17 protein-coding genes and 1 pseudogene are annotated in these 19,910 nt (G+C 61.4%); 6 read left to right on the top strand and 12 right to left on the bottom strand.

Translation table 11 applies throughout. The features are described from left to right. Positions 1–46: 46 nt before the first annotated feature. Complete coding sequence (locus ACWKWE_RS12250) at positions 47–1,282, bottom strand: OprD family porin (RefSeq protein WP_483850666.1); 1,236 nt, start codon at positions 1,280–1,282, stop codon at positions 47–49. A gap of 345 nt (positions 1,283–1,627) precedes the next feature. Between ACWKWE_RS12250 and ACWKWE_RS12245 the strand changes: the two genes are divergently transcribed. After that, positions 1,628–2,554, top strand: a complete 927-nt coding sequence (locus ACWKWE_RS12245; RefSeq protein WP_483850665.1) for a LysR family transcriptional regulator — start codon at positions 1,628–1,630, stop codon at positions 2,552–2,554. Positions 2,555–2,786: 232 nt separating this feature from the next. Here the strand turns inward: ACWKWE_RS12245 and ACWKWE_RS12240 are convergent, their stop codons facing one another. After that, complete coding sequence (locus ACWKWE_RS12240) at positions 2,787–3,665, bottom strand: alpha/beta fold hydrolase (RefSeq protein ID WP_483850664.1); 879 nt, start codon at positions 3,663–3,665, stop codon at positions 2,787–2,789. Positions 3,666–3,903: 238 nt separating this feature from the next. Between ACWKWE_RS12240 and ACWKWE_RS12235 the strand changes: the two genes are divergently transcribed. Next, positions 3,904–4,338 carry a carboxymuconolactone decarboxylase family protein gene (locus ACWKWE_RS12235; protein ID WP_166594990.1) on the top strand — a complete coding sequence of 145 codons (435 nt, stop codon included), beginning with the start codon at positions 3,904–3,906 and terminating at the stop codon, positions 4,336–4,338. Between the two features lie 236 nt (positions 4,339–4,574). Here the strand turns inward: ACWKWE_RS12235 and ACWKWE_RS12230 are convergent, their stop codons facing one another. Next, entirely contained in the window at positions 4,575–5,726 is a 1,152-nt protein-coding gene (locus ACWKWE_RS12230; RefSeq protein WP_483850663.1) for an MFS transporter, read from the bottom strand. A 294-nt stretch (positions 5,727–6,020) separates the two neighbouring features. After that, positions 6,021–6,662, bottom strand: a complete 642-nt coding sequence (locus ACWKWE_RS12225) for an HD domain-containing protein (RefSeq protein ID WP_166594988.1) — start codon at positions 6,660–6,662, stop codon at positions 6,021–6,023. A 268-nt stretch (positions 6,663–6,930) separates the two neighbouring features. On the opposite strand from ACWKWE_RS12225, the gene rarD reads away from it, so the two are divergent. Continuing rightward, positions 6,931–7,815: an EamA family transporter RarD gene (gene rarD / locus ACWKWE_RS12220; RefSeq protein WP_341963749.1), complete on the top strand. Its 885-nt coding sequence runs from the start codon at positions 6,931–6,933 to the stop codon at positions 7,813–7,815. 236 nt (positions 7,816–8,051) lie between these two features. Here rarD and zapE read toward each other — a convergent pair whose 3' ends face one another. Together zapE and ACWKWE_RS12210 are read right to left on the bottom strand one after the other, a co-directional pair. Continuing rightward, positions 8,052–9,173 (bottom strand): cell division protein ZapE, encoded by a 1,122-nt coding sequence (gene zapE / locus ACWKWE_RS12215; protein ID WP_483850662.1) that lies wholly within the window; start codon positions 9,171–9,173, stop codon positions 8,052–8,054. Positions 9,174–9,182: 9 nt separating this feature from the next. Further along, positions 9,183–10,391 (bottom strand): MFS transporter, encoded by a 1,209-nt coding sequence (locus ACWKWE_RS12210; RefSeq protein ID WP_483850661.1) that lies wholly within the window; start codon positions 10,389–10,391, stop codon positions 9,183–9,185. Between the two features lie 313 nt (positions 10,392–10,704). On the opposite strand from ACWKWE_RS12210, the gene ACWKWE_RS12205 reads away from it, so the two are divergent. Then, positions 10,705–12,150 carry a SulP family inorganic anion transporter gene (locus tag ACWKWE_RS12205; RefSeq protein WP_166594984.1) on the top strand — a complete coding sequence of 482 codons (1,446 nt, stop codon included), beginning with the start codon at positions 10,705–10,707 and terminating at the stop codon, positions 12,148–12,150. A gap of 6 nt (positions 12,151–12,156) precedes the next feature. Here the strand turns inward: ACWKWE_RS12205 and ACWKWE_RS12200 are convergent, their stop codons facing one another. The 4 genes from ACWKWE_RS12200 to ACWKWE_RS12185 are packed head-to-tail and all read right to left on the bottom strand — an operon-like array spanning position 12,157 to position 15,727. Continuing rightward, positions 12,157–13,680 carry an ArnT family glycosyltransferase gene (locus tag ACWKWE_RS12200; RefSeq protein WP_483850660.1) on the bottom strand — a complete coding sequence of 508 codons (1,524 nt, stop codon included), beginning with the start codon at positions 13,678–13,680 and terminating at the stop codon, positions 12,157–12,159. Between the two features lie 3 nt (positions 13,681–13,683). Then, positions 13,684–13,977: a lipid-A-disaccharide synthase N-terminal domain-containing protein gene (locus ACWKWE_RS12195; protein ID WP_166594982.1), complete on the bottom strand. Its 294-nt coding sequence runs from the start codon at positions 13,975–13,977 to the stop codon at positions 13,684–13,686. A gap of 1 nt (position 13,978) precedes the next feature. Further along, entirely contained in the window at positions 13,979–14,722 is a 744-nt protein-coding gene (locus ACWKWE_RS12190) for a glycosyltransferase family 2 protein (protein ID WP_341963744.1), read from the bottom strand. A 33-nt stretch (positions 14,723–14,755) separates the two neighbouring features. After that, positions 14,756–15,727, bottom strand: a complete 972-nt coding sequence (locus ACWKWE_RS12185) for an NAD-dependent epimerase (RefSeq protein ID WP_483850659.1) — start codon at positions 15,725–15,727, stop codon at positions 14,756–14,758. Positions 15,728–16,148: 421 nt separating this feature from the next. On the opposite strand from ACWKWE_RS12185, the pseudogene ACWKWE_RS12180 reads away from it, so the two are divergent. Further along, positions 16,149–17,228 (top strand): annotated as a pseudogene (locus ACWKWE_RS12180) (HAMP domain-containing protein); the annotation flags it as partial. 120 nt (positions 17,229–17,348) lie between these two features. After that, a complete protein-coding gene (locus tag ACWKWE_RS12175) occupies positions 17,349–18,086 on the top strand; it encodes a methyl-accepting chemotaxis protein (protein ID WP_483850963.1) in 738 nt (245 codons plus the stop codon). Between the two features lie 209 nt (positions 18,087–18,295). Here the strand turns inward: ACWKWE_RS12175 and ACWKWE_RS12170 are convergent, their stop codons facing one another. Then, on the bottom strand, positions 18,296–18,856 hold the full coding sequence (locus ACWKWE_RS12170; RefSeq protein ID WP_483850658.1) for a cysteine hydrolase family protein: 561 nt from the start codon (positions 18,854–18,856) through the stop codon (positions 18,296–18,298). A gap of 13 nt (positions 18,857–18,869) precedes the next feature. After that, complete coding sequence (locus ACWKWE_RS12165; protein ID WP_166595170.1) at positions 18,870–19,793, bottom strand: LysR family transcriptional regulator; 924 nt, start codon at positions 19,791–19,793, stop codon at positions 18,870–18,872. Positions 19,794–19,910 lie beyond the last annotated feature (117 nt).

Genomic DNA, 19,910 nt, shown 5'->3' with positions numbered 1-19,910 from the left:
GCTTGTGGTGCTGCTACAGCGGCGTGCCGGTACAAGGGCGTGCGACTCACCACAGGGGCAGCGTGTAACTCACGATCAGCCGGTTTTCGTCCAGGTCATTGCCGAAGTTCGAACGCACGGTCGCGTTGCGCCATTTCACGCCCAGGTTCTTCAACGCACCGCTCTGGATCACGTAGCCGATGTCCATGTTGCGCTCCCACTCTTTGCCCTCGCCGCCCGCCGCACGTTCGACGTTGTCGCCGGACACGTAGCGGGTCATGAACGTCAGGCCCGGCAGCCCCAGCGCTGCGAAGTCATAGTCATAACGCGCCTGCCACGAGCGCTCCTTGGCGTTGGCGAAATCGCCGATCTGGATGAAGTTGACCAGGTAAGGATCGCTGCCCGTGATGTAGGGAAACGGATCGCTCCCGGTCATCCGCTGGTAGCCAAAACCGAAGGCCTGGGCGCCGACCTTGTAGGTGAACATCGAACCCAAGGCCTTGTTGTCGAGGTCGCGAAAGTTGCCGTCCTCGCGGCTGCTGGCGTAGCGGATGTCGGACTTCAAACTCTGCCCCACGCCCAACGGCAGCACGTGCACCAACCCGCCGTAATACTGCTGATAAACGTTTTCCAGCTGGCCGTAATGGGCACTCAACGCCAGTTGCGGGGTGACCTGATACTCGCCACCGCCGAAGTTGAAATCGTTGCTGGTGCCACCGATGCGGTTGGCGCTCATCTCGGTGAAGTCCGAGGAACTGTTGGCCTTGATGCGGTCGATGTGACCGCCGGTAAAGGTGAAGTTATTCAGGTCCTTCGAGGTCAACAGCCCGCCGCGAAAGGTCTGGGGCAACAGGCGGGTGTCGTTGGAATTGATCACCGGGTCCTTGAAGAACAGCGAGCCGACTTTCAGCTCCGTCTTCGACACCTTCATTTTTGCGGTCAGGCCGAGCTTGGCGTAGTCATCTTGCGAGCCACCGGACGACAGGTCAGCGGGCAGCAATCCGGTGCCCGCCGTGCCGTCGCCCGAATCCAGCTTCAACCCCACCATGCCTAGCGCATCGAGGCCGAAGCCGACGGTGCCAGGGGTGTAGCCCGATTGAAGACGCAGCAGGAACCCCTGCACCCATTCCTCGGCCTTGTCCCGAGCGCCTGTCTGTCGAAAATCGCGGTTGAAGTAAAAGTTGCGGGCTTCGAGCTCGCCTTTGCTGTCGCCGAAAAAATCGGCCTGTGCGGTCAATCCACAAGTCAGCGTCGCGCCGCCAACGAGCAACGCGCAGACGTATTTTTGGTTGTTATGTGTCATTGAAGCCTCTTCCCATGAGCGCGCAGCGGTAACGACCGACTGCTGGCAGAGCGCAGCTGATGAATGAGGTCGGGCGTCGAAAGACCCCGACCCTGAAGGCTGGACGCGTGGGTCGGGGCGAAGTGATTCGGCCCCGGCGTCGTACCTTTCTCGTGTCGGCGGTCATCTTTCGGCAGCCTGGCGCGTGGCGTCCAACGGGAAAAAACCGCTATGCCTCATAAAAATTTCTGTTGGGGCAGTGGCATGTAACCTGCTGACCGTAGGAGGCACCTGTCGCAGATGACGAAGGTAAAAGCCGCCTTCGACTGCCCGCGCCGCCGCTCAATCGCTCAAGGAAATCGCTCGGTGAATCTCAAGTTTCTGGAAACCTTCGTCTGGGTCGCACGGCTGAAAAGCTTTCGCCTGACCGCCGAAAAACTCTTCAGCACCCAAGCCTCCATTTCCAGCCGGATCGCGGCCCTGGAGGACGAAATGGGCGTGCGATTGTTCGTGCGGGACTCGAAGGGCGTGTCGCTGACGTCCGAAGGATTGCGGGTGCTGGAATACGCCGAGCACATCATGGACACCCTGCAAAACATGAAGGCGGCGATCAAGGACCCCAGCCAGGTGCGGGGCCGAATCCGCATCGGCGCGATGGATACGGTGATACACACCTGGCTCAGTCCGTTGGTAACACGCCTGATGAAGTGTTACCCGAATCTGGAAATCGAGCTGACCGCCGAGACGGCGAGCAACCTGTGTTCGCAGTTGGAAAAGGGCTACCAGGACATCATTTTCCAGACCGACATCCTGCGCTTCGACAGCGTGCGCAACGCGATGCTGGCGCGCTATCCGCTGCACTGGGTGGTGCCGACCGGCTCGCCGCTGGACCGGCCGGACGTGACGCTGGAAGAGATCGCGCAGGAGCGGATCGTCACGTTTTCGCGCAACTCGCGGCCCCACCAGGACATCCTCAACATGCTGCACACGGCGAACATCATCACCCCGCGCATCAACTGCGTGAACTCGGCCTCGGCCATCACCCGACTGGTGCGCGATGGGTTCGGTATTGGTGCATTACCGGTCACCCTGGTGCGCGGGGAACTGACGCAGGGCGTGTTGACCCAGATCGAAAACGTGCCCCTGCCACCAGTGATGGACATCGTTGCAAGCTGGCGAACCGGCGCCGGGATGGAACTGGTAGAGGACATCGTCGGGCTGACGCGGGAGGTGGTGAATGAATACGCGGGGGAAATGCCGGAGGGGTTTGTGTTGGAGGCGGGTGAGGATTGAAGGTTGTTGCTGCCTGCTGCCTGCTGTCTGATATCCATCCCTGTAGGAGTGAGCTTGCTCGCGATGAACGGTGCAACATCCCAATGTGTATCGATGCCACATCCCTCATCGCGAGCAAGCTCACTCCTACAAAGGACTGCGCTTCAGCACAGAATCGGGGGCGTGAAGAAGATCTTCCGCCACACGAAGACTCACAAACGAATCTGGATCACCGGTGACTGATTCGCCTCAATTATAACGTCAAAAACGGCATCACCTCAGCCATCAGCGTTTCCGGAATTTCTTCCGCCAGATAATGCCCACCCGGCAACGCTTTGCCCCGCACGTCGGTAGCGACCTGTTGCCATTCCTTCAGCGGGTCGAAGCATTTGCCCACCGTGCCTTCCTCGCCCCACAGCACCTGCAGCGGCAATTGCAGATGATGACCTGCATCGAGGTCGGCGCGGTCGTGCTCCAGGTCGATGGTGGCACTGGCGCGGTAATCCTCACAAACCCCACGTGCGGTGCCTGGTAGCTTGGCGCAGCGCAGGTATTCGGCGAACGCTTCGTCGGTGAACGGCGTCAACCCGGCGCTGCGGCTGCCCATGACACTGCGCAGGTATTGCTCGGGATCGGCTTCCAGCAATGTTTCCGGCAGCGGCGCCGGGCGGATCAGGAAGAACCAGTGCCAGTACGCCCGGGCGAAGGCTTCGTTGGTCTGGCTGTACATCGCCAACGTCGGGGCGATGTCGAGCAAGGTCATGCGAGTGACGGCATCGGAATGATCCAGCGCCAGTCGATGCGCCACGCGAGCACCCCGGTCGTGGGCCAGAATCGAGAACCTCGGCAGCCCGAGTTCGCGCATCAACGCCACCATGTCGCGGCCCATCTCCCGTTTGGAATAGCTGGAATGGTCATCCGTCGCGAGGGGTTTGCCGCTGTCGCCGTAACCGCGCAAATCGGCCGCGACCACGGTGAAACGCTGACTCAGCCGCTCGACGATTTTGTGCCAAATGACATGGGTTTGCGGGTGCCCGTGCAACAACAGCAACCCCGGCCCGTTGCCACCGATGCGGTAGGCGATCTGCACACCATTGACCTGGCGCTGGTCTTTCTGGAATCCGGCGAACATGAATGACTCCTTGTGATTATTCCTGCTCATCCTAGATCGCTGAGCGGCCGGGGCAAGCCGCAAAACGTGGCAGCGGCGTTCATGAAGCGTGTTGCCAGCAAGGAGACCAATCGTCCGGGAATGGCGCGATTGGTCTCCTGATATCCCACCCCATTGGCTATTCGGCCCCGGCCTGTCTGGGCGTAACGTAGCACCACGTTCAACGACATTTCTTACCTTTCCAACGGAGCACACGCACATGAACAAGCGCATCGCCTGGGGTCAAAAATCGCCGGAAGCCTACAAAGCCATGTCCGCGCTGGAAAACGCCGTGGTCAATTCGGGCCTTGAACATTCCCTGCTGGAACTGATCCGCCTGCGCGCTTCGCAGATCAACGGCTGCGCTTACTGCGTCAACCTGCACGCCAACGACGCCCGCAAGGCTGGCGAAACCGAAGCCCGCCTGCAAACCGTGACCGTCTGGGCCGAAACCAACTTCTTCACCGAAAAAGAAAAGGCCGTTCTGGCCTGGACCGAAAGCCTGACCCAACTGTCGATCCACCACGCGCCGCAGCATCAGTACGAAGCGCTGCTAGAGCATTACAGCGAAAAAGAAGTCGCCAACATCACCTTGGCCATCGCCACCATCAACGCGTGGAACCGGTTTGGGGTGGGCTTTGCCATGACGCCCTAGTCGCAGCTACGAGCTTTGAGCTGCAAGAGGGGCAGCGACGAGTTGTGAGCTGCAAGCTGCAAGAGGGCGGCGCGACGGCGATCATGGCTTCTGGTTTGAATCTCGTCGCTGCGACTTGAAGCAGCGACAAGCTTTAAGCCGCGAGCTGCAAGAAGTCGACGCAACGCCCGCTTGTAGCTTGTAGCTTGTAGCTTGTAGCTTGTAGCTCGAAGCTCGAAGCTCGAAGCTGAAAGCCGCTACACCCGAAGGTAGCGACCACTGATTGCAACGCCTAACAGCATCACCGCGATGATGAGGAACGCCACGCCGAGGCTGCTGAGGTGGGCGACGAAACCGATGCCTGCCGGGCCCATCAGAATGCCGATGTAACCCAGGGTCGTGATGGCCGGAACCGCGACGTTTTCCGGCATGGTCTTCTGCCGCCCCACCGCGCTGTAGAACACCGGCACGATGTTGGAACAGCCGATGCCCACCAATGCGTAGCCGCACAACGCGGCCTGCCAATAGGGGAGCAACGTCGCCACGGCCATGCCGACCGCCGCGCACAGCCCGCCGAACAGGATGATCTTGTGCACGCCCAAGCGGCGCACGACGGGGTCGCCGCACAATCGGCCGATGGCCATGGCCAGGGCGAACACTGCGTAGCCGAACCCGGCGTAGGACGGTTCGACGCCCCGCTGGGCGCTGAGGAACACCGCGCTCCAGTCGAGCATCGCGCCTTCGGTGAGGAACACGGTGAAGCACATCAGGCCGATGAACAGCACGACGCCATGGGGAATCGCGAACGCCGGACCGCCCGCTTCGCTGCCGTAACCGAGCATGTTTGGGCCTGCTTTATAGAGTGCGAGGCCAATGAACACCGCGACCAACGTCATCGTCAGCCACGGCCAGACGCCCACGCTCAACAGCGCAGAAACGCCTGCCGCGCCGAGAATCCCCCCACAACTGAACAGGCCGTGAAAGCCCGACATCATGGTCTTGCCGCTGGCCCGTTCGACGATGATTGCCTGAATGTTGGTGACGCACCCCAAGGCGCCCATGCTGGCGCCGTAGACGAACAGCGTCGCCACCATCAGCGGCACACTCGTGAGGGTCGCGAGCAAGGGAAGGCACAGGCAGGCGATGCTGCCGACCACGACGATGATGCGCCGACAGCCGTAACGCACGGTCATGGCGCCAGCCAGTGGCATGGAAAGAATTGAGCCGATGCCCAGGCACAACAGCAGCAGGCCGAGGCTCGCGTCGTCCAGACCCAGGCGGCTCTTGGCGTAAGGCACCAGCGGCGCCCACGCGGAAATGCTGAACCCGGTGATGAAAAACGCCACCCGGGTGGAAAACTGTTCCAGCCGCCCAGGCACGACCGGTGCCGCGGTGCCGATGGAGGTCATTCGCCGCTCCCTTTGCAAACATGTCGGCCCGTCATGAGCCAACCAGACGAAAGCCTAACAAAGCACGGGCGAATGCCGAAGAAGGAATGTCGAGGGGTGATGCCTCAGGAATGCCTCAGGCAGGCCAATCGAATACGGAATGCCGATCTTGCCCTCCCTGCAAACGTTCTGCCGGGCGCAAAAACTGTGGGAGCGAATTCATTCGCGAGAGGGGAGTCCATCCGACACCTCTCTCTCGGATGAAAAACCGCTTCGCGAATAAATTCGCTTCCACAGGTCATTACCGCGTACTCGTTACGCCTTCCAAGGCGACTGACGAATGATGTTGACGAAATTCAATGGTTTGAACTTCGGATCTTCGTCCACCAGCACATCGGCGTTCACGGTGCCGAAGGTCGTGTCTGGCTTATGGCGGAAGCCGTCGGCGAAGGCGCACAGGATGCACTCCTTGAATTCTTCGCCACGCGGGTGGGCATGGGTCACGACTTCGCGCTGCTGGTCGCTGAACTGGTCGTAGTTGATACCCAGCACGTCCATTTCAACACCGGCAGTCACCAGCGCAACGTTCGGGCGCAGGTGCTCGGGAACGCCCGGCGTGGTGTGCAGCGCGATGGACAACCAGACCTGCTCCAGATCGCCTTCCGACAACCCGAACGGCTTGGCGAACGCACGGGCTGCGTTGGCGCTGTCCACTTCGAAACGCAGGTCCGGGCTGCTGTGTTTTTTCACCAGGCCCAGGTCATGGAACATCGCGCCGACGTACAGCTGCTCAGCGTCGTACTTGAGGCCTTTGCGCTCGCCGGTCAACGCGCCCCACAGAAACACCCGACGGCTGTGGTTGAACAGCAGGTCGTCTTCTTCATCACGGATGTATTCGGTGGTGGCGCGGGCCAGGGCGCTGTCAGGGATTTTGATACCGGCGATTTCTTGGGTCATGGGGGTTGTCCTCAGTCAGCGGCGCCGGTGTGGCGCGTTGAGGACAATTCTCCGGGACAGTCATTTTTGCCTCAACGAGCGCACGGTCTCGTTCTCTGCCAAACGTGCATCGTTTACTGCCAGCGGACCTTGGGTTTACCAGAATGCGAGCGAACGGCGGGCGGGGGTTCGGCTAGACTGTGCGCCGCTTCCTGCAAGCGGGCCATCAGAGCCTGGCACGGGTCGCGCGTCCAAACCCTGTCCTTTTGAACCGAACCAAGGAGCCCCTGTGTACAAGGGTGTTGCGTTATCGGTCATGGCCTCCTGCCTCTTCGCGGTCATGTACTACTACACCTCATTGCTGAAACCTTTGAGTGGAGAAGAAATATTCGGTTGGCGCATGCTGCTGACCCTGCCCTGCGTCACGGTGTTCATGCTGTCCAGCGGCGACTGGAAACTGGTGCGCGCCATGACGAACCGCATACGCCAGACGCCAGCCTTGCTGGGCGCGATGATGCTGTCCGCCGCGCTGATGGGCGTGCAACTGTGGCTGTTTCTGTGGGCGCCGCTGCATGGGCGCAGTCTGGAGGTGTCGCTGGGGTATTTCCTGCTGCCGCTGACGATGATTCTCACGGGCCGCGTGGTCTATGGCGAGCGGCTGTCCTACTTCCAGAAAATCGCCGCAGCGTGCGCGATGGTCGGCGTCGGCAACGAGCTGATCCGCTTGGGGAGTTTTTCTTGGGAGACGCTGCTGGTGTGTGGCGGCTACCCGATCTACTTCGTGCTGCGGCGCAAGCTCAAGACCGACAACCTCGGCGGGCTGTGGTGGGACATGCTGCTGATCCTGCCGGTGGCGGTGCTGTTCATCTGCCAGGGCAATCCGGGGGTGGTCGAGGAATTTCCGCGCTTCTATGTGCTGATCCCGATCCTCGGGGCGATCAGTGCCTCGGCGCTGGTCAGCTATTTGCTTGCCAGCCGCCTGTTGGCGTTCAGCGTGTTCGGGCTGTTGAGCTACGTGGAACCGGTGTTGCTGGTGGGCGTGGCGCTGCTGCTGGGTGAAAGCATCGGCCGGGATGAATGGATGACCTACCTGCCGATCTGGCTCGGGGTGATGGTGCTGATGGGCGAAGGCGCCAAGCATGTGCTGGTGCAGCGGCGGCGGAATAACGTCTGATCGCCGAATCTGCGGCTCCACCTCGGATCACCCTGATCTCGAGGTGGACGCCGATCAACCTGTGGGAGCGAATTCATTCGCGAAGGTGTTTCAGGCGACACAGGTGTATCGAATCTCCCGGCCAATCGTCGGATTGCCGCCCAGAATAAACTCGCTCCCACAGTATTAACTGCGTCGACCCGAACGTTGAGGCGTTCCCTCAGGTTTTTTACCGGGCCAACGATGAGAAATCCCGCTCATCGCCCAAACCGCGCCAGTTGCATCTCCTGCAACCGGCTCAACGTCCGGCGAAAGGCGAAGGCCAGGTAACCCTCGGAGTACAGCGATTCCATTGGCAGCGCCGCCTCGACGTACAGCGGCACCTTGCGGTCGTAGCATTCGTCGACCAGCGCAATGAACCGGCGCACACCGTCATCGTAAGGCGACAATTGGGGCAGTTCGCGGTCCCCCGCCACCACTTGCTCAACGCCATCCTCGGTGCCCCGGGCAATCCGCCCTTCCCGCTGCGGCGCGCTCAACGCGGGCACTTCGCTCACCAGCACGGCCGTGTAGCGATCGCACAATTCGATGAAGTCCATCGCCGCCAAGGGCTGTTCGCACAGGTCCCTGTAACGGCACCAGACCACGGTCTTGCTGCTGCGCACCACCGCCAGATGCCGCCGCCCCAACGGCACCGGCCGGATCGACACCAACTCGCCGTTGCTCAGGGTGTCGAAGACCTCGACCAACGCGCTCGGCCCCGATTCGTGGGTCACCCAGTACCGCTGCTGCGCCTGACCGGGGTGCAGGCGATGGTCTTCGCCGCCGTCCACCGACACCACTGTCATGAACTGATTGATCGCCGTGATCGCCGGCACGAACCGTTCGCGGTTGTGCCCGGTAGCGTACAGCTGTTCGGGCAACTGGTTGGAGGTGCAGACCAGCACCACGCCTTCGTCGAACATCGCCCGCAGCAACCCGCCGAGGATCACCGCATCGCCGATGTCATTGACGAAGAGTTCGTCGAAGCACAGCACCCGCACGTCCTGCCGCAGTTCGCGGGCCAGCACATTGAGGGGATGAGGCACGCCGGTCAGCTGGAACAGCCGCTGATGGACCCAACGCATGAAGTGATGAAAATGCTGGCGTCGGGCTGGCACGGTCAGGCCGTCGAAAAACCGGTCCATGAGCCAGGTCTTGCCGCGCCCCACCGGCCCCCACAGGTACACGCCCTTGAGCGCGTCGCGAGGGCCACTGTCACGCAGCGCCTGCCAGCACGCCTGCAATTGCTGAGCGGCCTGGCGCTGGGCCTCGTCCGGCTGAAAATCCTGTGTGTCGACCGCCTGCTGCCAGGCATCCAGTGGGGAAAGCGCACTCATCGAAACCGGTCACCGCGGGCTGGAGGATGGATCGTGGCGCTTGGAGTACGACGCCCCCAACAGGTAGAAACAGCCACCCGCCACGATGAAGCCCGCCAGCATATAGAACATGAACGCCGGTGGCTGCGCCGCCAAGGCAAAACCACACAGCACCGGCCCGAGCGCGCCGCCGAGGTTGGACAGGTTCTGCGCGCCGTAATACATCCCGCGCAAATGCGTCGGGGCGATGCGGTCGATGAACATGTATTCCGCCGGGAAGACGATGATCTCGCCAAGGGTGAACACGGCCACGGCCAGCGACCAGTGCAGCACGGTGCTCGACATCGCGAAACCCACCACCCCTATCAGGAACAGGCTGAAACCGGCTGTCAGCCACTGATTCAGATGCTGATGGCTGATGTGTTTGCCGACGAAGTACTGCAAGCAAATCACCACCGCCGCGTTGACTGCCACCACCGAGCTGATGACGCTGTAAGTGAATTCCGGGGTGCTAGTAGTCACCAGGTATTGCGAGATGTAGGCCGTGAACTGGCCGAACACCACGGCGCTGAGCACGCCGCCCACGGTGAAGCAGACCAGCCGATAATCCTTGAGCAGAATCTGCCCCACGGCGAGGAACGAGATGGGCGCGTTGGCAGGGTCCGCCGAACTGAGCTTGCGGTCACCGTACATCGCGTACACCACAAAAAAGCCCAACCCCAACGCTGCCGACATCAGGAACGGCAGCTTCATGTTCCAGTGCGCCAGCCCCGCGCCAATGAACGGGCCGACCGCGTAGCCGATGTTGATCAGCGTGTAGCGCACCGAAAACACCTTGCTCTGCTCCGCCACCGGCAGCAGCTTGCCGAACGCGGCCTTGACCACGATGTCGATCACCGAATAGGCGAAATTGAACGACACCAGAAACAGAAAGAACAGCCACAACCGGCCCGTCAGGCACATGCCGATGAAACCGACAAAGAAGAACCCGGTGAAACACAGGATCAGCTTGTAGCTCGACAGTTTGTCGGTGAGGTAGCCGCCATACAGGCTCAGCAGCGAGCCGACGATCAGCGCGCTGCCGACGATCATGCCGATGTCGCTGATGCCAAGGGTGAAGTTGGAGGACAGATAAATCACTAGATACGGCAAGGTGATCGCCCTGCCCAGCGTCAGAAACAGCGACGACGACAGCAGGAGATTGACGGAGGCAGGGTAATGTCTGAGCGCAGCGAGCATTGGGGTGCTGTCCTTGGCAATGAGCGGTGTTCATTCAGGCCAAACATCGTTACACAATCCGGGTTGACTGGACACTGAGATAAATTCATTTGCGCTTCATATCGGATGAAGCCTGTGGGAGCGGATTCATTCTGGGCGGTACTCCGAAGAGAGACCGGTACACCCGGGACATGTGCGTCGGATGTAAAACCGTCTCGCGAATGAATTCGCTCCCACAGGTTCATCGCTCGGCTCGGGATCACCGTCTGGCTGGCCCGTTTGGCTCACATTCCGTAACATCCCCACCCTTTGCGCCTTCTCTTTCAGGTAACCCATGAAACCCGCTCGCCTGCGCGCCGACGTTCTTGCCGGCCTCACCACTTCGTTTGCCCTCGTTCCTGAGTGCATCGCCTTCGCCCTCGTCGCGCACCTCAACCCGCTGATGGGCCTGTATGGCGCGTTCATCATTTGCACCTTGACCGCGCTGTTCGGCGGTCGGCCGGGGATGGTGTCGGGCGCGGCGGGCTCGATGGCGGTGGTGATTGTCGCGCTGGTGGTGCAACACGGCGTGCAATACCTGCTGGCGACGGTGTTGCTGGGCGGGCTGGTGATGATCGCGTTCGGCCTGCTGCGGCTCGGCAAACTGGTGCGGATGGTGCCGTATCCGGTGATGCTCGGCTTCGTCAACGGCCTGGCCATCGTCATCGCCATGGCGCAGCTGGAGCACTTCAAGAGCGGCGAAAACTGGCTCAGCGGCACGCCGTTGTACCTGATGCTCGGCCTCGTCGCGCTGACCATGGCGGTCGTCTACCTGCTGCCGCGCCTGACCCGTTCGGTGCCCCCCGCCCTCGTTGCGATCCTCGGCGTCGGCTTGCTGGTTTACTTCTTCCACCTGCCAACCCGCACCCTCGGCGACATGGCGCACATTGCGGGCGGCCTGCCGAGCGTGGCTTTGCCGGACGTGCCGTGGAACCTCGAAACCCTGGGCATCATCGCCCCGTACGCGATTCTCATGGCGCTGGTCGGCCTGCTGGAAACCCTGCTGACCCTCAACCTCACCGACGAAATCACCGAAAGCCGCGGCTACCCGGACCGCGAGTGCGTGGCGTTGGGCGTGGCGAACATTGCCTCGGGGGTGTGCGGCGGCATGGGCGGTTGCGCGATGATCGGCCAGACCGTGATCAACCTCAGTTCCGGCGGTCGCGGGCGTCTGTCGGGCATCGTCGCCGGGGTGATGATTCTGATGTTCGTGCTGTTTCTGTCGCCGCTCATCGAGCGCATCCCGCTGGCGGCGCTGGTGGGCGTGATGTTCGTGGTGTCGCAGCAGACTTTCGCTTGGGCCTCGCTGCGGGTGCTGCGCAAGGTGCCGCTGAACGACGTGCTGGCGATCATCGCCGTGACCATCGTCACGGTGCTCACCGACCTGGCCACCGCCGTGCTGTTCGGCATCCTCATCGCGGCACTGAACTTCGCCTGGCAACAGGCCCGCGAGCTGTACGCTGACAGCCACACCGAAGCCGACGGCAGCAAGCTGTACCAATTGCACGGCACGCTGTTCTTCGCCTCGACCACGACCTTTCTCAATCAATTTGACCCGGCACAAGACCCGGCCATCGCCACGCTGGATTGCCGCCATTTGCGTTTCGTCGACTACTCGGCGATTGCCGCGCTGATGACCCTCCGCGAACGCTACGAGAAAGCCGGCAAGCACCTGCGAGTGGTGCACTTGTCGGAGCGCTGCAAGAAGCTGCTCAAGCGTGCCGGTGTGCAGCACGCCTGAGGCCGTTTACAGAGGCGTTTGCCAGGCGAAGCGGTAGGCCTTGTCGGGGAGCGCCGCCTGGCACTGGCCGTTGTCGGCATCGGCCCCGACCAGAAACCATTCGGCGCGGGACGTATCGCCCACGCTGCGGGCCTTCTGCGGGTCGTAGCAGCGCGACATATCTTGCGCAGGCACCAGCGCGAAAGCCTTCGGATGGCTGCGCAGCCACATCACCGAATGCTCCAGCGGTTGCGTGTCCTTGAAGCCGAAATGCACCAGTGGCTGCTGGGCGAAGACCCAATGCCCCTCGCGCCAATCCACCAGCACAAGATCGGCGTGCTGCGTTGCCGCCGCCACATCGCGCATCATGGTTTCGTGGGGGTTGATGCCCTCTTGGTGAGGCTCGACAAAGCCGCGCACGAACCACGCGCAGAACCACAGCACGGTCAGCGAGACGAACACTGTTCGGCCTTTGGGCCGCTTGCTGAACCAGCGGCGCAGCATCCACGGAATCAACGGCGCGCTGACAAGCACCAGCGCGGGCACCGCCGGGAAAATGTACAGCTTGCGCTTGCCGGTGCTAATGCTGAAAAACACCAGCACCAACACCACCCAGCCCAGCAACACCAGCACCCGGCCGTCGTGCCGCAGCAGCTGCTTGCGCCACGCGGGCACCAGCCACGGCAGCATGAACAGGATCGGAATCCAGTATTTGGGGATGACCTGGACGAAGAAGTACCAGAACGGCTCGCGATGATCCCAGGCGTTGGCGTAACGACTTGCCGTTTGCTTGAAGAGGATTTCCTGCGCGTAGGCGACGCTGTCGGTGCTGCCTTGCGCGACGATCACCAGCAACGGCAGCAGCCACACAGCGATGGCCGCCAGAGCGACCAGCAACCCCAGCCACCATTTTTTCGTGCTGCCGGAGGGCATTGCGACCACCCCGCTCCAGCCTTTGCGCACCGCGTAGGCATAAGGAATCAGCATCAACGCAGGCAGAAATCCCACACCCTTGCTGATGATCCCAAACCCCATTGCAGCACAGGCGAGGTAATACCAGCGCCAGTCCGGCCCGAGCAGCAGGTGACGACACAGTCCATAAATGCCGAGCACCGTCCACAAGGCGAGAAAGCCATCGATCTGCCCGGTCTGCAGAATGCTGTAGCTCTGATAGGTGCAGAGAAACAGCAGCGCCGAAATCACCCCGACACGTCGCCCCCACAAGCGCCGCCCCAAGTCATACAGGCAACCGGTGGTCACCGCTCCCGCGATCAGCGCAGGCAGATACAACGCGACTTTCGGCAAATGGGTGAGCTGCACGAACAGCGCCACCGTCCACATGAACAGCGGCGGTTTGTCGGCATAAATTTCCCCAGCTCGGTGGGGAATGAACCAGGCGCCGTTCTGCAGCATCTCCAGCGCCACGCCGAGAAAACGCTCTTCATCGACGTTCAGCGGCTGGCGCCAGCCGAGTCCTGCGCCCAACAGCAACACCGACAACACGACAAAAAACCACAACGCCAGGCGAGGGTTCGCCAATCGAATCCGCACGGCTCAATCCTTCTGTTCGACGACGCCGTCTGACTGTTCTTTAAATTTGGCGATCAGTTGCAAGTTGCGCAGGTAGACGATGAAACCGAAGGACTGGCCGACGATGAACACCGGGTCCTGCCGGTAGATGGCGTAGGCCAGGAGCAGCGCGCTGCCGATGATGCTCAGGTACCAGAAGCCCACCGGAATCACGCTGCGCTTCTTGTATTCGCTGTACAGCCACTGCAGGACGAAACGCCCGGTAAACGCCAGCTGGCCGATGAAACCCACCGCCAGCCACAACGATTCTCTGCCCATGTCAGACCTCGCTTTCCCGTGCGTTCACGTCCAGTCGGGTGCGGCGGATCAGCCACCACACGCCGAACAAATCAAGGATGCCCACCAGCGCGCGGTCCAGGTTGCCGTAGTTGGACACCCCGGCCCCACGCTCGCGGTGATTGACCGGGTGCACCAGCATCCGGCCGTTGTGGCGGCGGATCAGTGCCGGAATGAAGCGGTGCATGTGGTCGAAATACGGCAGGCGCAGAAACGCCTCGCGCTCGATCAGTTTGATACCGCAGCCGGTGTCCGGGGTCTGGTCCTTGAGCAGGCTGCTGCGCAGTTTGTTGGCGAAACGCGACGCCCAACGCTTGCTCGCGGTGTCCTGCCGATTGACCCGATGCCCGGCCACCAGCTTCACGCCGTCCGGCTTGCCCTCGGAGCCGCGCACCAGCGCGAGCATGCCGGGCAAGTCCGCCGGGTCGTTCTGTCCGTCGCCATCCAGCGTCGCCAGCCAAAGTCCGCGTGCCGCTTCGGCGGCGTGATACACCGAGGTGCTCTGCCCCAGGGAGCGGGTGTGGCTGAGCACGCGGAGCTGGCTGTACCCACCCTCTTGCAGGCTGCGCAGCTGGGCCGCGGTGGCGTCGGTGCTGCCATCGTCCACGACGATCACTTCGAATGCTTCGTCCGCAAACGCGGCGCGCACTTCTTCGAGCAGGGGAATGAGGTTGCCTGCTTCGTTCTTGGCAGGAATCAGAACCGACACATAAGGGGTTGCGTGCATGACATTCCTTGCAAAAGACAAAAGAGAGAGCGGTTAAACCCCGTAATAACTGCAGTACCAATCGACGAACGACGGCACACCGGTGGCAACCGTGACCTGCGGCCGGAAACCGACGCGCGCTTCCAGCTCGCGGGTGTCAGCCCAGGTATTGAGCACGTCTCCCGACTGCAACGGCAGAAAGTGCTTGATGGCTCGCGTGTTCAGCGCGTCTTCGAGGCATTCGACGAAATCCAGCAGCTTCACCGGAGAGCCGAAGCCGATGTTGTAGACCTTGTTCGGCGCACCGTTTGCGGCCTCGGGCGGCAACGGGATCAGGCGCACCAGGGCTTCGACGATGTCGTCGATGTAGGTGAAATCCCGGGACATGGCACCGTCGTTGTAGACCTCGATGGGACGGCCCTTGAGGATCGCGTCAGTGAACTTGAACAGCGCCATGTCCGGCCTTCCCCACGGGCCGTACACGGTAAAAAAGCGCAGGCCGGTGGTAGGAATGCCATAGAGGTGTGCGTAGGAATGCGCCATCAGCTCGTTGGCGCGTTTGGTCGCGGCATAGAAGGAAATCGGCTGGTCCACCGCGTCGCCGGTGGCATAAGGCAGCTTCTGGTTGAGCCCATAGACCGAGCTGCTAGAGGCATAAATCAGATGGGCCGGCGTGTGAGCCCGGCAGGCTTCCAACACGTTGAGAAACCCCACCAGATTGCTTTGCGCGTAGGTGTCGGGGCTGTCGATGGAGTAACGCACGCCCGCTTGGGCGGCCAAGTGAATGACCCGGTCGAAATGCTGCTCGGCGAACACGTCCAGCAGACCTTGCTTGTCCGTCAAGTCCAGCTTCTGAAACTGGAAGTTGCCGTGCGGGGCCAACTGCGCGAGCCGCGCCTTTTTCAGCTCGACGCTGTAATAGCTGTTGAGGTTGTCGATCCCCACCACCTGATGACCGTCACGGCACAGACGCATTGCCGTGTGATAGCCGATGAAACCTGCGGCCCCGGTGATCAGTATTTTCATGCGCTCACGTCCATGGCTCTGCGGGAATGACATGTTTTTTCGGTTGGAGAGCCTTATATCAATCGCGAATGACCGTTTTGTGTGTGGCAGATGACGGAACGACGACGGCCTGAGCAGGCCGGTGCACATGCGCGTCAGCCAAATGGCAGCGGCGAGCGCTTAGTGCACGCTTCTCGCGCACGAAGCGTGAGCATCCAATTATTATTGTTCCAAAAATACTCATTTTTTGTACACAACTTATCTTTGAAATCCTTTTGAAACAAAACGTCAGACGGATCACGACCTATGAATCAGAGGGTTGCGGACGTGTATGGCCTTCATAATCTGACCACTTGATCAGTTTCATGGCCCACTTATTGCTCCGCCGCATCCACCAGCACTGTTCCATCGTGGTTGTGCGCGCGTATTTGCGGAGTTTTCCATGCCTGTCTGGCGAAAGAGTATTCAGTGGCAATTGACCCTGAGCATGGGGGCCGCGCTGGTGATCAGCAGCCTGATCGTGATTGGCATCTACGCCTTTGCCCTGAACAAACTGACTGATCGTTATCTGCTGCAACAAGCCATGCCTGCCAGCGTCGATGCTATCCGCAACGACCTCGAACGGCTGTTGGCGGCGCCTCTTACGGCGGCCAGCGACATCGGCGACAACACGCTGGTCTCGGACTGGCTCGGCAATGGCGAAGATCCTGCGCAACAGGCGGCCTTCATCCGCTACCTGGCGAAGATCAAGGAACAGCACAACGCGCTGACTACCTTCATCGTCGCCAAGGACAGCGGCCACTACATCACCAACAAAGGCGCTGACCGCACCCTGCAACGCGGCCCGGCGGACAACGACTGGTTCTACGGTTTCCTCGACAGCAACAAGCGTCGCTCGCTGGACATCGATATCGACGCCACGACCAAGGTGCCGACGCTGTTCATTAACCAGCGCATCGAGCACAACGGCACCGTGGTCGGCGTGGCGGGCCTGGGTTTCAGCATGAGTGCGCTGTCGCAAATGGTCCGTGATTTCCACTTCGGCAAAGAGGGTCAGGTGTACCTGGTCAGCCCCGATGGCAAGGTCAAGGTGCACCCGAACGCTGATTTCAACGATCGCGAATCGCTGACGCAACTGGTGGGCGATGCGGCTTCCCGCACCCTGCTCAGCCAAAGCGGCAAGGGTCAGGCGCTGGAGTTCGAGCGCGGCGGCGAGCCTTACGTGGCGGTCGCCAAACCTGTGGATTCACTCGGCTGGACGCTGGTGAGCGAAGTGCCGCTGGCCGAAGTCTATGGCCCGGCGAAAGAGGCGCTGACGACGATTTCAGCGATCAGCCTCGCGGTGGTGCTGTGCTTCCTCGGTTTTGTCGCCTGGATTGCGCGGGGCATCGTCCGGCCGATTCAGCAAGTGACGAACGCGCTGGTGGACATCGGCGGCGGCCAGGGTGACCTGACCCGCCGTCTGGATGACAGCCGCGCCAACGAACTGGGCGATCTGGCCCGGGGCTTCAACCGTTTCATCGAAAGCCTGCGCCTGCTGATCGGCGACGTGCTGCAGACCACCGAGCAGGTGCGGCACAGCGTGGTGGACGTAGCGCGGGTGGTGGACAGCACCTCGACCCGCGCGCTCAAGCAGCAACAGATGACCGACATGGTCGCCACCGCCGTTCACGAAATGGGCCTGACCGTGCAAGAAATCGCCCGCAATGCCGGTGCCGCTGCCGATGTATCGCGTAATACCCATCAGGAAGCGGTGTCAGCCAAACGCGTGGTCGGCGAATCCATCAATCACATTCAAAGCATGTCCGATGGCGTCGGCACGGCAGCGGGTGCGGTGGAAAACCTCGCCACGCAGATATCGACCATCGATCAGGTGCTAAGCGTGATTCGCAGCATTTCCGAACAGACCAACCTGCTGGCCCTGAACGCGGCCATTGAAGCGGCTCGCGCGGGGGAAATGGGCCGTGGTTTTGCCGTGGTTGCCGATGAAGTCCGGACGCTGGCCGGTCGCACCCAGAGCGCGACCACGGAAATTCAGCAGATGATGGGCGAGCTGAAAACCGGCGCCGATCAGGCCGTGACGTCGATGCGCGCCGGTCAGGCCGCCACGGGCACCGGCGTTGAAGCCAGTCGTCGTACCGGTCAATCGCTGGACGCCATCGCCGGACACGTCGAAGAACTCACCGACCGCAACCATCAGGTCGCGGCGGCTACGGAAGAACAAAGCACCGTGACCGAAGAGATCAACCGCAACGTGCAGGGCATCGCCGACCTGGCGCAATCCACCGTCAGCGACGTGAAGACCTGCCGCGAGGACTGCCAGAAGTTGTCGCAGAAGGCCGAACACCTCGCCGCGCAGATGGCGCGGTTCAGGCTATAGAGGAGTTACACACCTTTCATGGCCGGAACACTCAACCTGTAGGAGCGAATTCATTCGCGAAAAATCACCCAGGCGGCCCAGATGTGTCAGATGCACCGCCGCCTCGCGAATGAATTCGCTCCTACAGAGGTTCGCTGTATACATGTACCCCTGTGGTAGCACGGCTAGCTGACGGTGACGTCCGAAAAATCGCCAGCAAAGTCGTGTGGCTAGAGGAGCCCCCGGAGAATGTCCTCGGTCGCCACCACCTGCGCATACTCCCCGTGCAGATTCCCTAATGACATGGCATGAATGTCCTCGGCACTGCGCGCCTTGCCAAAAAAATCCGCGCCATCAAACGTGTAACAGGCGTCATGGGGCACGATCACCTCAAACCCCAGATTGCCTCCCGTGCGGGCCGTGGACTCCACCGAGTTGTTGGTCACCACGCCGACAATCACCACCTGATTGATCCCATCCGCCCGCAACCAGCCTTCCAGCGCCGAATGGCAGAACGCGTCCGGCACCTGCTTATGCAGCTCCCCTTCCCCGTCCCAAGGCAAAAACTCAGGCTGGAATTCGACTCCAGACTGCTGGGGCCAGAACACCGAATCCGGTGAACGGGAAAAATGCCGGACATGAATCACCGTGCGCCCGCTGTCGCGCCACGCGGCGAGCAACGCCAGCATCCGTTGCTCGGCCTCCGGGTTGTTGCGCCGTCCCAGCTTTGGATGGTTGATGCCCTGTTGCATGTCGATGATGACCAACGCGGCCTTGTGGGAAATATCCATCGTGCCCTCTTAATCAAATGGCGCTGAAATGCCGCGCCCACTGCTGTTCGGCAAACTGCTCGATGATGAAATCGACAAAGGCCCGGGTCTTGCCGGGCAGCAACTTGTGCTCACTGTAATAAATGCAGACGTGGCCGTCCTCGACGTACCAATCGGGCAACACCCGCCGCAACGCGCCGCTGCGCAGGTACGGCACCGCGAAGGGCATGCTCACCAGCGCCACGCCGAGGCTCTGCCCGGCCGCCAGACAGGCTGCTTCCGAATCGCTCATGGTCATGCGCAGTTTGAGGCGCAGCGATGTCTGCTCCTGATTGCGGTGGGTCAGCGGCCAGGAGCGGATACGGCCGGTCTGTGGCGAGCGGATCAGAATGCCGTCGCACTCGCTCAACTCATCGGGATGACGCAGGTTCGGATGAGCATCAAGCCACTCCGGCGAGGCCACCAGCACACGGTGAGCGGGCGCGAGCTTGCGCGCGACGACGCCTTGGGGCAGGTCGAACCCACCACCGATGGCCGCGTCGAAGCCCTGACCGATCAGATCCACCTGGCGGTTATCGAAATGCCAGTCCGGGGTGATCGCCGGATAACGCCGCAAAAACTCGCCCAACAAAGGCACCACGTATAAGCACCCGAAAATCGTCCCGACGCTGACCTTCAACGTCCCCGCCGGGCTGCCCTCGGCACTGGCCAGATTGGCCACGGCGTTCTGGATCGTGTTGAAGCTGGTGCGCACCTCGCCGAGAAATCGTTGCCCTGCTTCCGTCAGAGTCAGCCGACGCGTACTACGCTGGAACAGCCGCACGCCCAGCCGCGTCTCCAGCTTGGCGACGCTCTTGCCCACGGCGGCAGGCGTCAGGCTCAGACGGCGCGCGGCTTCGGCAAAGCTACCGACCTCGGCACTGCGGACGAAGCATTCGATACTGCTGAAGTTTTCCATCGCACTCATTCACAACTTCTGGTTTACACAGACTATCGCGATTACCCGCTACCGAGAACCTAATCCACGCAGGATACTGACGCCCATCCACTCACTACTCACGGGTTACAGGAGATC

The organism is Pseudomonas salicis (assembly GCF_057128705.1).
This window is presented reverse-complemented; position numbering and strand designations above follow the sequence as displayed.

Coding starts and splice junctions, on each gene's coding strand:
- ACWKWE_RS12250 (WP_483850666.1), bottom strand. CDS start 1,282: ATGACACATAACAACCAAAAATACGTCTGCGCGTTGCTCGTTGGCGGC.
- ACWKWE_RS12240 (WP_483850664.1), bottom strand. CDS start 3,665: ATGTTCGCCGGATTCCAGAAAGACCAGCGCCAGGTCAATGGTGTGCAG.
- ACWKWE_RS12235 (WP_166594990.1), top strand. CDS start 3,904: ATGAACAAGCGCATCGCCTGGGGTCAAAAATCGCCGGAAGCCTACAAA.
- ACWKWE_RS12230 (WP_483850663.1), bottom strand. CDS start 5,726: ATGACCTCCATCGGCACCGCGGCACCGGTCGTGCCTGGGCGGCTGGAA.
- ACWKWE_RS12225 (WP_166594988.1), bottom strand. CDS start 6,662: ATGACCCAAGAAATCGCCGGTATCAAAATCCCTGACAGCGCCCTGGCC.
- zapE (WP_483850662.1), bottom strand. CDS start 9,173: ATGAGTGCGCTTTCCCCACTGGATGCCTGGCAGCAGGCGGTCGACACA.
- ACWKWE_RS12210 (WP_483850661.1), bottom strand. CDS start 10,391: ATGCTCGCTGCGCTCAGACATTACCCTGCCTCCGTCAATCTCCTGCTG.
- ACWKWE_RS12205 (WP_166594984.1), top strand. CDS start 10,705: ATGAAACCCGCTCGCCTGCGCGCCGACGTTCTTGCCGGCCTCACCACT.
- ACWKWE_RS12195 (WP_166594982.1), bottom strand. CDS start 13,977: ATGGGCAGAGAATCGTTGTGGCTGGCGGTGGGTTTCATCGGCCAGCTG.
- ACWKWE_RS12190 (WP_341963744.1), bottom strand. CDS start 14,722: ATGCACGCAACCCCTTATGTGTCGGTTCTGATTCCTGCCAAGAACGAA.
- ACWKWE_RS12185 (WP_483850659.1), bottom strand. CDS start 15,727: ATGAAAATACTGATCACCGGGGCCGCAGGTTTCATCGGCTATCACACG.
- ACWKWE_RS12175 (WP_483850963.1), top strand. CDS start 17,349: ATGACCGACATGGTCGCCACCGCCGTTCACGAAATGGGCCTGACCGTG.
- ACWKWE_RS12170 (WP_483850658.1), bottom strand. CDS start 18,856: ATGGATATTTCCCACAAGGCCGCGTTGGTCATCATCGACATGCAACAG.
- ACWKWE_RS12165 (WP_166595170.1), bottom strand. CDS start 19,793: ATGGAAAACTTCAGCAGTATCGAATGCTTCGTCCGCAGTGCCGAGGTC.